Source organism: Pseudomonas sp. PA-6-3C (assembly GCF_021605825.1).
Classification (GTDB): Bacteria; Pseudomonadota; Gammaproteobacteria; order Pseudomonadales; family Pseudomonadaceae; genus Aquipseudomonas; species Aquipseudomonas edaphica.
In genome coordinates this window covers 67,999-81,972 of record NZ_WKDV01000009.1, presented here as the reverse complement: position 1 = coordinate 81,972, position 13,974 = coordinate 67,999, and the positions used below count along the sequence as shown (strand labels likewise).

Annotated in this window: 14 protein-coding genes; 11 read left to right on the top strand and 3 right to left on the bottom strand. The window is 59.3% G+C overall.

Annotated features, from left to right (window positions below):
* Positions 1-91 precede the first annotated feature (91 nt).
* The 8 genes from GIW48_RS08615 (at position 92) to GIW48_RS08580 (ending at position 6,119) form a co-directional block, all read left to right on the top strand.
* Positions 92-583 carry a translation initiation factor 2 gene (locus tag GIW48_RS08615; RefSeq protein ID WP_236460248.1) on the top strand — a complete coding sequence of 164 codons (492 nt, stop codon included), beginning with the start codon at positions 92-94 and terminating at the stop codon, positions 581-583.
* 161 nt (positions 584-744) lie between these two features.
* Positions 745-999: a YkgJ family cysteine cluster protein gene (locus GIW48_RS08610; protein ID WP_017138333.1), complete on the top strand. Its 255-nt coding sequence runs from the start codon at positions 745-747 to the stop codon at positions 997-999.
* Positions 1,000-1,040: 41 nt separating this feature from the next.
* Positions 1,041-1,646: an START domain-containing protein gene (locus GIW48_RS08605; RefSeq protein WP_099548766.1), complete on the top strand. Its 606-nt coding sequence runs from the start codon at positions 1,041-1,043 to the stop codon at positions 1,644-1,646.
* Between the two features lie 103 nt (positions 1,647-1,749).
* Complete coding sequence (locus GIW48_RS08600) at positions 1,750-1,986, top strand: hypothetical protein (RefSeq protein WP_026013791.1); 237 nt, start codon at positions 1,750-1,752, stop codon at positions 1,984-1,986.
* A gap of 213 nt (positions 1,987-2,199) precedes the next feature.
* Positions 2,200-2,541 carry a ribonuclease E inhibitor RraB gene (locus GIW48_RS08595; protein ID WP_003193463.1) on the top strand — a complete coding sequence of 114 codons (342 nt, stop codon included), beginning with the start codon at positions 2,200-2,202 and terminating at the stop codon, positions 2,539-2,541.
* A 414-nt stretch (positions 2,542-2,955) separates the two neighbouring features.
* Positions 2,956-4,365, top strand: coding sequence for a circularly permuted type 2 ATP-grasp protein (locus tag GIW48_RS08590; protein ID WP_017138329.1), 1,410 nt, complete (start codon positions 2,956-2,958; stop codon positions 4,363-4,365).
* 3 nt (positions 4,366-4,368) lie between these two features.
* Positions 4,369-5,319: an alpha-E domain-containing protein gene (locus GIW48_RS08585; protein ID WP_017138328.1), complete on the top strand. Its 951-nt coding sequence runs from the start codon at positions 4,369-4,371 to the stop codon at positions 5,317-5,319.
* Positions 5,316-6,119, top strand: a complete 804-nt coding sequence (locus tag GIW48_RS08580) for a transglutaminase family protein (RefSeq protein ID WP_170040894.1) — start codon at positions 5,316-5,318, stop codon at positions 6,117-6,119. Before GIW48_RS08585 ends, GIW48_RS08580 begins: the two co-directional genes overlap by 4 nt.
* A 121-nt stretch (positions 6,120-6,240) precedes the next feature.
* Here the strand turns inward: GIW48_RS08580 and GIW48_RS08575 are convergent, their stop codons facing one another.
* Positions 6,241-7,047 (bottom strand): c-type cytochrome, encoded by an 807-nt coding sequence (locus GIW48_RS08575; protein ID WP_017138326.1) that lies wholly within the window; start codon positions 7,045-7,047, stop codon positions 6,241-6,243.
* Positions 7,048-7,695: 648 nt separating this feature from the next.
* Between GIW48_RS08575 and GIW48_RS08570 the strand changes: the two genes are divergently transcribed.
* From GIW48_RS08570 to GIW48_RS08560, 3 genes are all read left to right on the top strand, one after another.
* On the top strand, positions 7,696-8,901 hold the full coding sequence (locus tag GIW48_RS08570) for an acetyl-CoA C-acetyltransferase (protein ID WP_017138325.1): 1,206 nt from the start codon (positions 7,696-7,698) through the stop codon (positions 8,899-8,901).
* A gap of 16 nt (positions 8,902-8,917) precedes the next feature.
* Positions 8,918-11,065: a 3-hydroxyacyl-CoA dehydrogenase NAD-binding domain-containing protein gene (locus GIW48_RS08565; RefSeq protein WP_236460249.1), complete on the top strand. Its 2,148-nt coding sequence runs from the start codon at positions 8,918-8,920 to the stop codon at positions 11,063-11,065.
* A gap of 215 nt (positions 11,066-11,280) precedes the next feature.
* A complete protein-coding gene (locus GIW48_RS08560) occupies positions 11,281-12,006 on the top strand; it encodes an amidotransferase (protein WP_017138323.1) in 726 nt (241 codons plus the stop codon).
* On the opposite strand, the gene GIW48_RS08555 is transcribed toward GIW48_RS08560, so the two are convergent.
* Both GIW48_RS08555 and GIW48_RS08550 read right to left on the bottom strand, forming a co-directional pair.
* Positions 12,003-12,974: a magnesium and cobalt transport protein CorA gene (locus GIW48_RS08555; protein WP_099548771.1), complete on the bottom strand. Its 972-nt coding sequence runs from the start codon at positions 12,972-12,974 to the stop codon at positions 12,003-12,005. The genes GIW48_RS08560 and GIW48_RS08555 overlap by 4 nt on opposite strands.
* A 134-nt stretch (positions 12,975-13,108) precedes the next feature.
* Positions 13,109-13,849 (bottom strand): lysophospholipid acyltransferase family protein, encoded by a 741-nt coding sequence (locus GIW48_RS08550; protein ID WP_236460250.1) that lies wholly within the window; start codon positions 13,847-13,849, stop codon positions 13,109-13,111.
* Positions 13,850-13,974: the final 125 nt, after the last annotated feature.

Genomic DNA, 13,974 nt, shown 5'->3' with positions numbered 1-13,974 from the left:
GACACTCATGTTGACCGACTGATCAGCAGGCTTGTCATGCCGCGTTCAACAAGCGAGCATATGGCCCTCTGCCGTTAATGCTGTAGGCAATATGACCTCTATTTTTCGTGCTGTTGTGGTAATTGGCCTGTTAAGTCTGTGTAACGTCGGCACCGTCCTGGCGGCAGCCCCCGTGACTGAAAGCAAGCCCGCAGCCAATACCCAGCAGAAGACTTCGGCGAAGAAACCGGCGCCGGTTAAAAAAGCCCCGGCGGCCAAGAAAAAAACCGGCGTCGTGAAAAAACGTGCACCGGTGGCGAGTAAATCCAAATCTGCCCAAGAAGTAGCCCAGACCAAACTGCCACCGGCACAGTTGGACCTGTCCTTGCCAACCGAAATGGTCAGGCACTTGCAGCCCCTCGGCACTATGCCTAAACCCAAGAGCGTGCCGCTGTTGCCGCCGATGTTTGCGGAAAAACCCACCGACAACAGCGCGTTCCAGATCAATGGCCGCCTACTGAGCAACCAGATGCAGTTGCAGCTGCGTAACGAAGAGCGCCGCGACATTGAAGGCGCTGCGCTGGATTTCGAATTCAAGCAATAAAATTGCGCGCTTAGGTGACGCACGCCCTCGACCATCTGTCGCAGACTGGTCGGTCACTTTTGTTTTGTGCGAAAAACCCCTGTTAGACCATTTTAAAACGGCTGTTTAAGGGCGTACTCTAGCCCGGCCATCCATATTGAGTCGTCGAGGACCTGCCGGTCATGAAATGCCGTGAAGGCTGTGGCGCATGCTGCATTGCCCCCTCCATCAGTTCACCGTTACCGGGAATGCCCAATGGCAAACCTGCGGGAGAACGTTGCCTGCACCTGTCGGTCGAACAGCTATGCCAGCTGTTCGGGCAACCGGAGCGGCCGGCGGTGTGCAGTGATTTCAAGGCAGACCTTGAGGTGTGCGGCAATGATCAGGCCGATGCGATCCGTTTGATCGGCTGGTGGGAGCAGATGACGGCGGCTTGATGGGCTTTACTATCGGAACTTCAAAAATAAGGAATACAACAATGGGTTCGTTGAAACGATTGGCTGTGTTGTGCGGTTTTACGGTGTTGTTTGCTGCCACTGCCCAGGCTGAAGATTGGCAAGTCGCCAAGGACGAAGACGGTATCAAAGTGTCCTTGAGCGAAATTGCCGGCTCCAAGTACAAGGCTTATCGCGGTGTCACCCTGATCAAAGCCCCCGTCGCCAAGATCCAGGCCCTGCAGGAAGACGTGGCCGGTGCCTGCGCCTGGATCCACGAATGCAAATCGCAAAAACTGCTCAAGACCGAAGGTGACAAGAGCTGGACCTACACCCAGTTCAAGGCGCCGTTTCCGGTGACCGACCGCGACTCGATCCTGGAGATCACCACTTCCAAGGCCGCCGACGGCACCGTGACCCGCAAACTGCTGGAAGTGCCGACTTATCAGCCCGAAGTCAAAGGTTACGTGCGCGTAGCCCAAGTGGAAGGTTACTGGAAACTGGTGCCAAAGGGCGATAACCAGACCGAAGTCACTTACCAGGTGCACACCGAGCCAGGCGGCAGCGTGCCATCGTGGCTGGCCAACAAGTTCGTGGTGGACGCACCGTTTAACACCTTGAAAGCCTTGAAAGAACACGCTGAAAAATAAGCGCAGTTGATCCGGTGCCCGAGGCCTTGAGTGGAACGTTTGCCGACCGCTCAAGGTCCAGATAGATGTGAGCCCACACATGGGCTTTATCGAGGAGGCACCGATGCAAACGTGGCAGATTACCTTCGTAGATGATCACGGTGTAAAGACCGTGGAGCAGTTCGCCTGCGCGCAAAAGCCCAGCCTCGAAGATGCGGCGCACATGATCCGCAACAAGCTCGTGCCCGTGGCCGCCGAACTTGATCTCAATGACCTGGAGGGCCGCAAGCCCGAGCCGACGGTCAAGATCCTCAAAGATCAGAACAGCATTCAAATCCTCGACATCTCACCCGCCGCCTGAACATTTCCTGTAGGACCACGAAACCCCTCTGGTGGAGGTGATAGCTTCGCGCTACTCTGCAATTGAGATCAGCGAATGAATCGCTAAGGTCTGGTCTTGTCAGCTACAGGCTTGTTTTCCAACGGTGTTGTATTTGTCGTAGCTCCCGCGCCAGTAGGGCGCGGGCTTCGGGAAGCACGGAAAGTCTATCCATCGGTTTGAGGAGGACGTTTCATGAGCACAGCCTATCAAGAAGACATCAGCACCAACGTACTGCGCCGGATGAAAGAAGGCGGGTTCGACTTCTCGCGTTTTCACCCCATCGAGTTCTACGCCATTTTCCCGGATGAGGAACGTGCGCGCAGGGCTGCGGGTCGCTTTCGCGGAGAATCCCTGAATGCCCAGGTCAGCGCGCGCGACGATGGCGCCTGGTACCTGGAACTGAGCAAAATCATGTTCGCAACCTACGACGGCATAGGAGACTTCGAGCAAGACTTTGAGGCGGTGGTGGAACCGCTGGGCGGCATCATCGAGGGATGGGGCGTCAAGCAGGAGGTGCGTGGGTTACCCATGTAGTGCGATTTGTATGAGTAAAGCAGCGTATCGGCTGACCTTCGGGTCGGCCGTTTTTGTGTGTGCTGTATGAAATCTCCTAACCGCCCACCTCACTTTTCTTGCACCAAAAAAAAGCCACCCAAACAGGGTGGCCCAAAGGGAAGAGCGGTTCGCTGAAGCTGTAGGACGTGTCCTGTTCAGCCGATGGGGATGATTATCCGCAAGCGTGGGCGGGCAGTGAAATCAACTCTGGCTATGCTGTTGATAGTCAAAACCCGCATTACGATGAAGCGCGGGGCGTGACGGCGGGCATTCTGCGCACCAGGAAGGTGCGAGTGGATTCCGTTATTTATTCAACTCACTGATTTTTAAGTGTTTATGCCGATGGCGCGGGCCTTGCAACACTGCTTGCGTCCGAGTGACAAGGAGTACGGCATGACCCGCACTTATTACGATGAAATGTACGACGGGGCAGGGCAGGTCCGGCCCCATTACCGCGAGTTCGCCCGCTGGTTGGCTGATACGCCCGCCGAACTGCTCGCGCAACGTCGGCGTGAAGCCGATTTGCTGTTCCACCGTGCCGGCATCACCTTCACCCTTTACGGGGACGAGCAGGGCACCGAGCGCCTGATCCCGTTTGACACCATCCCACGCAGCATTCCCGCCAGTGAATGGCGGATGGTCGAGCGTGGCTGCATTCAACGGGTCAAGGCGCTGAACCTGTTCCTGGCCGACCTGTACCACGGGCAACGCATCATCAAGGCCGGCATCATCCCCGCCGAACAAGTGCTGGCCAATGACCAATACCAACTGGCCATGCAGGGCTTGAACCTGCACCGTGATCTGTATTCCCACATCTCCGGCGTCGACCTCGTACGCGACGGTGACGGCACGTACTACGTGCTGGAAGACAATTTGCGCACGCCAAGCGGTGTGAGCTACATGCTCGAAGACCGCAAGATGATGATGCGCCTGTTCCCGGAACTGTTTGCGGCCCAGCGCATTGCGCCCATCGACCACTATCCCAACCTGCTGCTCGACACCTTGAAAAGCTCAAGCCCACTGGATAACCCAAGCGTGGTGGTGCTGACACCGGGGCGTTTTAACAGTGCGTTTTTCGAGCATGCCTTTTTGGCTCGTGAGATGGGCGTGGAACTGGTGGAGGGCGCCGACCTGTTTGTGCGTGATGACCGTGTGTTCATGCGCACCACCGACGGTCCCAAGGCGGTGGACGTGATCTACCGTCGCCTCGACGATGCGTTCCTCGACCCGCTGGCCTTCAACCCCGACTCGATGCTCGGCGTGCCCGGCCTGCTGGCCGCATACCGCTCGGGCAATGTAGTGCTGGCCAATGCGATCGGCACCGGGGTGGCGGATGACAAATCGGTGTATCCGTTCGTTACTGAGATGATCCGGTTTTACCTGGATGAAGAGCCTATTCTGCAGAACGTGCCGACCTTTCAATGCCGCAAGCCTGATGAATTGTCCCACGTGCTGGCCAACCTGCCGGATCTGGTGGTCAAGGAAACCCAAGGCTCCGGCGGCTACGGCATGCTGGTCGGCCCAGCCTCCACTGCGGCGGAAATCGAAGCCTTCCGCGCCCGTATCAAGGCCAAACCCCACGCCTATATCGCCCAGCCGACCCTGTGTTTATCCACCTGCCCGACCTTTGTTGAAAACGGTATCGCGCCACGGCATATCGACCTGCGCCCGTTCGTCTTGTCCGGCAAGGAAACCCGCGTGGTCCCCGGCGGCCTGACCCGCGTGGCGCTGCGTGAAGGTTCGCTGGTGGTCAACTCGTCCCAGGGCGGCGGCACCAAAGACACCTGGGTGGTCGAGGATTGAACCATGTTGAGTAGAACTGCCTCGGATTTGTACTGGATGTCTCGCTACCTGGAGCGCGCGGAAAATCTCGCGCGCATGCTTGATGTCAGCTATTCGCTGTCGCTGATGCCCCAGGATGGACGCGGCGATGGCCTGCACGAACTGGCCATGCCGCTGCTGATCACCGGCACCCTCGATGATTACCACGCGCGTCACGGTGAGTTGCATGCCGAGCGCCTGCTGCACTTTTTCGCACTGGACGCGGCCAACCCGGCGAGCATCTACAGCTGCCTCGGCGCCGCGCGGGCCAGCGCCCATGCGGTGCGCGGGCGAATTACCGCTGACATGTGGGAAAACATCAACACCACCTGGCTGGATATTCGCGATATCGCCCGGCAAGGGCTTAGCCGTTATGGCATGAGCCGTTTTTGTGAATGGGTCAAGGAGCGCTCGCACCTGTTCCGGGGCGCCACCTACGGCACCATCATGCGTAACGATGCGTTTCGCTTTATTCGCCTGGGCACCTTTATCGAACGCGCCGACAACACCCTGCGGCTGCTTGACGCTCGCTACGAAATGGCCGGTGACCAAGCAGCCGTCGTCACCGACGGCACGGCCCACGCCTACTATCAGTGGAGCGCCCTGCTGCGCGCCTTGTCGTCGTTCGAGGCCTACACCGAGATCTACCGCGACGCGCCCGGCGCCCGGCAAGTGGCTGAATTACTGTTGCTACGCGCCGACGTCCCGCGCTCATTAAGGGCGTGCAGCGAAGAGATCGACCAGATCCTCGCCAGCCTGCCCGGCATCAACGGCCGTCCGGCCCAGCGCCTGGCCGCCGAGATGGACGCGCGCCTGCGCTTTACCGCTATTGACGAAATCATCGAGGAAGGCCTGCACGCCTGGCTGACCGACTTCATCCCCTTGGTGCGCCAGTTGGGCGACGCCATTTACAGTTCCTACCTGGAGGCCGCATGAGACTCTCCATCAGCCACGAAACCACCTACCACTACGAAGACCAGGTGCGCGCCAGCATTCAGTACCTGCGCCTTACGCCCCACGACAGCGAGCGCCAGCATGTGATCAGCTGGCAGCTGGATTTGCCGCGCCCGGTGCGCGCGCAAGTCGACCCGTTCGGCAATATCCTGCACGTGTTGACCCTGGATGAGCCCCACGATGCGATCATTATTGGCGCCCGAGGCCAGGTGGATATCGACGAGTTGCGTGAGGCGGAACACGAGAACCAGTCAGCGTTTCCGTTCCTGCGCAGCACGCGCCTGACAGAACCCGATGAAGCATTGCTGGGTTTTGCGCAACAGCACTGCCAGCAACGTCGCGATCGCAACGCGTTGATCGACCTGATGCACGCGCTCAACCAATCAATGGTCTACACGCCTGGCGCCACCGAAGTCGACACCTGCGCGGCCCAGGCCTTTGCCGGGCGTGCAGGCGTGTGTCAGGACCACACCCACGCGTTCCTGGCCTGCGCGCGCAGCCTGGGGATACCTGCGCGGTATGTGTCGGGGTATTTGTACACCGAAGACAGCACGCACCTGGCGAGCCACGCCTGGGCCGAAGCCTGGCTGGATGACGCCTGGTACAGCTTTGATGTGACCAACCAACTGGCCCGACCGGAGCGGCATTTGAAGCTGGCCGTAGGTTTGGATTACCTCGACGCCTGCCCGGTGCGCGGTATGCGCAGAGGCGGTGGGCATGAGCAAATGCATGCCAAGGTGTTCGTGGCGCCGACGCCGGTGATTTCGGTGCAGCAGCAATAGGCACAGCACTTTAAGTGTGGGAGCTGGCTTGCCTGCGATAGCAGTGGGTCAGCTACACCTGTGCGGGCTGGCAGGCCGCTATCGCAGGCAAGCCAGCTCCCACATTGGATTTGTGATGGGCTTAGGGTTGTTGCTTACGCCCCGCCATATGCTTCAAGTACCCCACCAGCAAATCCAACTCGCCATCGGGCAGCACACTGGCGTTAAACGCCGGCATCTTCGCCTGTGGCCAATGCCGCAAGCTCTGCGGGTCGCGGATGTAACGCTTGAGGAAATCCCCGCTGAAATACTCGGTGGGGTTGTAGGGAATATTCAAGTCCGGCCCCACCTGCGCATCGCCGGCGCCATTGAGCCGATGACACGCCAGGCAATTCTTCTGAAACAGCGCAAAGCCCTGGTTGACCGGGTCATTCGCCGCCAACTTCGGGTCAGGCAACAAGGCCGGAAAACGCTCAGCCACCGTCTTCAATTGCTTGATCTCGGACACCTGGAACGGCCACTGTTCAGGGCTGATATGCCCGGCTTGCGGGTCGGTCCATACCAGATAAAACGGCCCGGCACTCGGTTTACCGTCTGCCAGTGCAGGCCACGGCTGGGCCGGGTCTTCCACTGCCAGCCAGGCGCGGGCACCGTGTTTCTCCAGAAGCGGCGCGGCTGTCAGTTCTGCGGCGAACCCATCCAGGGCCACGGCTTGCAGATGGTTCGCAGGCGTGAGACCCGGTAGCAGAGAGGCCAGCGGCACGGCGCGATAGGTCATAGTGCGCTTGTAGGAAACGTCATCGACGATCTGCACCGTCTGCGCATCCGGGTGCTTGAGCAGCTCAGCGGTCTGCCAGGTCTTGCGGGTGTGGTCGAGTTCGATGGTCAATTGCGCGGCCGTTGCCGGCAGGGCCAACAGCAAAGCGAGGAAGGCAAGGATCGGTTTCAAGGGAGAGCCCGGTTCTAGGTGGCGGTGGCGCCCACAATACCGGAAAGCTGCGCGCAAAAAGACAGCCCCTGCAACAGGACCGCTATGCGCAATGTCCTGGCAGGTGCTGCCAAAAGCTGCAGTCCTGGTGCTGTGTGTGCACGGAATCTGGAGGCTGAATCGTCACCCGATAACCTTGGTTAAATTGGGCAGGATCAGAATCAGTGTGGTGGCGAACAGAATAAGTCCCGCCTGACGTACTTTCGAATGTTTAAACATGGCTGACTGCCTTTTGTTGTTATTCCTGAGCGTCAAATGCGTGCCGATAAATTTCAGTATCGCGATGTGACGTTGCACTTTTCTTACAACTGCCCCAGCAAAACCCGGCAGCAGCTTCCTACTGATTCAACCTTAGAGCCCTCGTTCTTCGCGGCTTAGATCCATTTCATATCAGCTAATCAGTATTTGCGCTAAAAACGGCATGAGGCTTAGTGCCATCTTGGCGCCAGCCCTAGGGCTAGACAGCTAAAACGATTAATCAGCGGTTTCCCATAGCTGCCTACCGTTCGTCCGAGCGAGGGGGTCAAAAGCAATGAGCGCATCGGTCATTGAAACCGTGTCAATCGGGCCTGAAGGTAGGCACACACGCACTGGCTGCTCGAGGATGTCATGACCCAAGCTTTGATCTTTGATGCGATACGTACGCCCCGTGGCAAAGGCAAGGCCGATGGTGCCCTGCACAGCGTCAAACCGGTCAACCTGGTGGCGGGCCTGCTGACGGCGCTGGCGCAACGCAGCGACCTCGACACGCGCCAGGTAGATGACATCGTCCTTGGCTGCGTCACCCCGGTGGGTGACCAGGGCGCCGACATTGCCAAGACCGCTGCACTGGTGGCCGACTGGGACGTCAGCGTTGCTGGCGTGCAGATCAACCGCTTCTGCGCCTCGGGCCTTGAAGCGGTGAACCTTGGCGCAATGAAAGTGCGCTCGGGCTTCGAAGACCTGGTGGTGGTCGGCGGTGTCGAGTCCATGTCCCGCGTGCCTATGGGCAGCGACGGCGGCGCCTGGGTGCTCGACCCGCAGACCAATCTGCACAGCCACTTCACGCCACAAGGCATTGGTGCGGACCTGATCGCTACACTCGAAGGCTTCACCCGCCAGGACGTCGACACCTTCGCCCTACAGTCCCAGCAGAAAGCGGCCAGGGCTCGTGCAGACGGTTCCTTCAACAAGTCGCTGATTGCGGTGCAGGATCAGAACGGCATCGTGCTGTTGGACCATGATGAATTTATCCGTGGTGACTCCACCCTCGAAGGCCTCGGCAAGCTCAAGCCAAGCTTCGAAATGATGGGGCAGATGGGGTTCGACGCCACCGCGCTGCGGGTCTACAGCCATGTGGAGCGTATCCACCATGTACACACGCCCGGCAACAGCTCCGGCATTGTCGACGGCGCTGCGTTGATGCTGATCGGCTCCGAGGCCAAGGGCCGCGAACTAGGCCTGCAACCGCGGGCGCGCATCGTCGCCACGGCGGTCACCAGCACCGACCCGACCATCATGCTCACCGGCCCCGCACCGGCGACGCGCAAGGCGTTGGCCAAAGCCGGTCTGCGCGTTGAAGACATCGACCTGTTCGAGGTCAACGAAGCGTTTGCTTCCGTGGTCCTCAAGTTCATCAAAGACATGGGCATAGACGCCGCTCGAGTCAACGTCAACGGCGGTTCCATTGCCATGGGCCACCCGCTGGGCGCCACCGGCTGCGCGATCCTCGGCACCTTGCTCGACGAGCTGGAGGTGCGTCAGCAGCGCTACGGCCTGGCCACCCTGTGTGTCGGCGGTGGCATGGGCATCGCCACCATCATCGAACGCCTCTGAGCCCAAGGAATTTGTCATGACCGAAGCCATTCGTTACGAAAAAGGCCAGGACCAGATTGTGGTGCTGACCCTCGACATGCCCGGCCAGAGCGCCAACACCATGAACGGCGTGTACCGGGAGGCCATTGCGGCCATCGTCACACGCCTTGAGGCGGAAAAGGCCAACATCGCCGGCGTGGTTATCACCTCGGCGAAGAAGACCTTCTTCGCCGGTGGCGACCTCAATGAACTGATCAAAGTCGACAAAGCCCACGCCAAGGCTTTCTACGACAGCGTGCTGGTGTTGAAGGCGCAACTGCGCCGCCTGGAAACTCTCGGTAAACCGGTGGTGGCCGCGATCAATGGCGCAGCGCTGGGCGGCGGTTGGGAGATTTGCCTGGCGTGTCATTACCGCGTTGCGCTGGATGACAAATCTACTCAGCTTGGCCTGCCGGAAGTCACCCTGGGCCTGTTGCCGGGCGGCGGCGGGGTAGTGCGCATGGTGCGCATGCTGGGGCTGGAGAAGGCTTTGCCGTATTTGCTGGAAGGTAAAAAAGTGCGGCCGCAGCAGGCATTGCAGGCGGGTTTGATCAATGAGCTGGCGGCGGATCGCGATGAGCTGCTGGCCAAGTCCCGCGCCTGGATTTTGGCCAATCCCGAGGCCAAACAACCGTGGGACAACAAGGGCTACCAGATCCCCGGCGGCACGCCGTCAAACCCAAAAGTTGCGCAGATGCTGGCCATCGCGCCGTCGATTTTGCGCAGTAAAACCAATGGCTGCTTCCCCGCGCCGGAGAAAATTCTCTGTGCGGCTGTAGAAGGCGCCCAAGTGGATTTCGACACTGCGCACCTGATCGAAACCCGCTACTTCACCGAGCTGGTCACCGGGCAAGTGGCGAAAAACATGATTGGCACCTTCTGGTTTCAGCTCAATGAGATCAACGCCGGCAGCTCACGGCCGAAAGGTTTTGCCCCTTATGTCACGCGTAAGGTGGGCGTGCTGGGCGCCGGGATGATGGGCGCGGGCATTGCGTATGTGAGTGCTTGTGCGGGCGTTGAGGTGGTGCTCAAGGACATCAACCTGGCGGCGGCCGAGAAGGGCAAGGCGCATTCTGCCGCGCTGCTGGACAAGAAAGTCAGTCGTGGGCAATTGACCGCCGAACAGCGGGAAAGCACCTTGGCGCGGATTCATCCTACGGCCTCCGATGCCGACCTGGCCGGTTGCGACCTGATCATCGAAGCCGTGTATGAGGACCGTGAACTCAAAGCCAGGGTCACGGCGGCGGCGCAAAGCGTGGTCGGCAGCGAGGCGGTGATCGCTTCCAACACCTCCACCTTGCCCATCACTGGCCTGGCAACAGCGGTGCCCGATCAAGGCCAATTCATTGGCCTGCATTTCTTCAGCCCCGTCGACAAGATGCCGCTGGTAGAAATCATCAAGGGCGCTCACACCCGCGACGAAACCCTGGCCCGAGGTTTTGATTTCGTACTGCAAATCAAGAAAACCCCGATCGTGGTCAACGACAGCCGCGGCTTCTTCACCTCGCGGGTGTTCGGCACCTTCACCAACGAAGGCATCGCCATGCTCGGCGAAGGTGTGGCAGCGCCGATGATCGAAATCGAAGCGCGCAAGGCCGGTATGCCGGTGGGGCCGTTGGCGGTGTCGGATGAAGTGTCCCTCAGCTTGATGAGCCATATCCGACAGCAGACGGCGAAGGATCTGCAAGCCGAAGGCAAGCAAGTGCCGGCTCACCCGGCGACGGCTGTGATCGACCTGTTGGTGAATGAATACAAACGCACGGGCAAGGCGGCAGGCGGCGGTTTTTACGACTACCCCGCAGGCGGGCACAAGCATCTGTGGCCCGAGCTGAAAACCCGCTTTGAACAACCCGGCAAACAGATCTCAGCGCAGGATGTGCGCGACCGTTTACTGTTTATTCAGGCGATTGAAACCGTGCGGTGCGTGGAGGAGGGCGTGTTGATGTCCACGGCGGATGCCAATGTGGGCTCTATCTTCGGCATTGGCTTTGCCGCGTGGAGTGGCGGTGCGCTGCAGTTTATCAACCAGTATGGCCTGAACGACTTCATTGCCCGGGCGCGTTACCTGGCCGAGCAATATGGCGAGCGGTTCTCACCGCCAGCGTTGTTGCTTGAGAAGGCTGCACGGGGTGAACTATTTGCCTGATCAAACCGCCCTGTTTTGAATGATGGAGAACCCCTGTGGGAGCGGGCTTGCCCGCGATAGCGTCATATCAGCCGATATTTGCAGTGGCTGACACACCACTATCGCGGGCAAGCCCGCTCCCACAGGTAGTCACTTGGCGGGACTTGCTTTGCTGGGGTGTTTCAAGGCAGGCTCTGGGCTGTGCATTATTCCCATCACCGTGTCAGGTATTTTTTATGTCGCTACGCGTCTGTATCCTGGAAACCGATATCCTGCGTCCAGGCTTGATCGATCAATACCAAGGGTACGGGCAGATGTTCAAGCGCCTGTTCTCCAAGCAACCGATTGCCGCCGAATTCGTCATCTACAACGTGGTGCAGGGCGAATACCCGCCAGCTGACGAGGTGTTTGACGCCTACCTGATCACCGGCAGCAAGGCCGATTCCTTCGGGACCGACCCGTGGATCCAGACCCTCAAAACCTACGTGCTTGAGCGCTACGAGCGTGGCGACAAGCTGCTGGGCGTGTGTTTCGGTCACCAGCTACTCGCGTTGCTGCTGGGTGGCAAGACCGAACGCGCCAGCCAAGGCTGGGGCATGGGCATCCACGACTACAAGCTCAACGCCAAAGCGCCGTGGATGAGCCCGGTGGTGGAAGAATTGACCTTGCTGATCAGCCACCAGGACCAGGTCACCGCGCTGCCGGACAACGCCACGGTGATCGCCTCCAGCGATTTTTGCCCGTATGCCGCGTACCACATCGAAGACCAGGTGCTGTGCTTCCAGGGCCACCCGGAGTTTATCCACGACTATTCCCGCGAGTTACTGGAGATTCTTCAGACAACCCTGGGCGAAAAGGTCTACACCCACGGCGTGGCCAGCCTTGCGCGTGACCACCACGGTGCCACCGTGGCTGAATGGATGATGCGCTTTGTCGCCCACAAGCCAGAGGCTGCGGCTTAAAGCCAGCCCGAGCGTTTAAAGCTAGCCCACAAACTCGTGCAGCCCACCGCAATAAACCCGAGCACCGCAAAATAGCCGTAGTGCCATTGCAGCTCGGGCATGTTCTGGAAGTTCATCCCATATATCCCCGCCACCGCCGTGGGGAATGCCAGAATCGCCGCCCAGGCGGCGAACTTGCGCTGCACCACGCTTTGCCGCGAAGCCTCCAGTAACACACCGATTTCGATGGTCTGGCTGGCGATATCGCGCAGGGTAGTGAGGTCCTCCATCTGCCGCGTCACGTGGATCTGCACATCGCGAAAATACGGGCGCATATTCTTGTCGATAAATGGGAAGCTGAGCTTCTGCAGCTCCTGGCTGATCTCCACCATCGGCGCCACATACCGTTTGAGCCGCAGCACATCGCGGCGCAGGCCGTGCAGGTTTTGGATATCGTGCTCGCTCAGGGAACTGCACAGCACGTTGCGCTCCAACTCATCAATCTCGGCGTGGATCGCTTCGCTCACCGGCTGGTAGTTTTCGGTGACGAAATCCAGCAGCGCATAGAGTACGAAATCTTCCCCATGCTCCAGCAACAACGGCCGCGCCTCACAGCGCTGGCGCACAAAACCGTAGGACGCCGAATGACCGTTGCGGGCGGTGATGATGTAGCCGTTGCCGGCGAAGATATGGGTTTCGATAAACTCCAGCTTGCCGTTTTCGCGCACCGGTGAGTAGGTGACGATAAACAGCGCATCGCCGAAGGTTTCAAGCTTGGGGCGGCTGTGTTTTTCCAGGGCGTCTTCGATGGCCAGTTCATGCAGGTTGAACTGGCGTTGCAGGTTGGCCAGCTCCTGGGCGCTGGGTTCTTCCAGGCCGATCCACACAAAATGGTCGGGTTTGGCGGCCCAGGCGGCGCCTTCGTCGAGGGTGATATCCGTGACTTTCTTACCGGCGCTGTAAACGGCTGCCGCAACAACTCTACCCATGGTGCAGATCGCTTCTTATTAGGAGGACAGGTGTTGGGCAGCTTAGCCTGAATGGCGTTCCCTTGTTGCGGTGCAGAGGTCAGCTTTTTGTGGCGAGCAAGCTTGCTTGCGCTGGGGGCGAAGCCCCCCATCAATCACAAAGGCGCAGGTGCCCAAGCGGTTTGCAGCTCATGGTCCATCTCGGCAATGCATGCCTCCATCTGCGCCTGACACGTCTGCATCAACGCCGGGATGTCATCCGAAGTCAGCCCGACGGTAGGAATCGGCGGCAACGAGCGTATGAGCACCTCACCGCTGTTCCAGCGATTGAGCTGCATATGCTTGACGTAAGTGCTGGCGCACACCTGCACAATCGGTACGCCAGCCGCAATCGCCATATGGAACGCGCCCTTCTTGAACGGCAGCAAGCCGTTACCCAGGTTGCGTGTGCCTTCGGCGAACACCCAAATCGAGGTGTCCTCATGCTGCAAGGTCTGTGTGGTCGTAAGCATCGCCCGGCGCGCCTTGTGCGCATTGCCGCGGTCAATCAACACATTGCCCGCCAGCCAGAACAACTGGCCGAACAACGGCACCCACTTCAGACTCTTTTTAGCGATACACACCGTGCGATGGGGCACCACATTGCCGAATATAAACAGGTCATAGTTGGACTGATGGTTGGCGATGACCACACAGGTGCCGGGCTTGTTACGCAACGAGTCGACATCGGCCTTAAGGCGCAAGCCCAGGATACGCATGGCAGGCAACGCATAGAGACGAGCACACAGGCGGCTGTTGTCCGGGTTGAACGGCCGGCACACACCCAACAGCACGCCCAATACCCCGGCGACCATAAAGTGCAGGCCCATCAACAACATACGTAACAGAAAAAGCATCGACACAGCCCATCGGGACAAAAGGTGGCGCAGTGTACGGATGTGCACTGTATTCGGCAATTGCCCCTACAGACGTAGGAGATGGGCGATGTTTAAGCACATGTTTCAACGTATGCCGACATAGC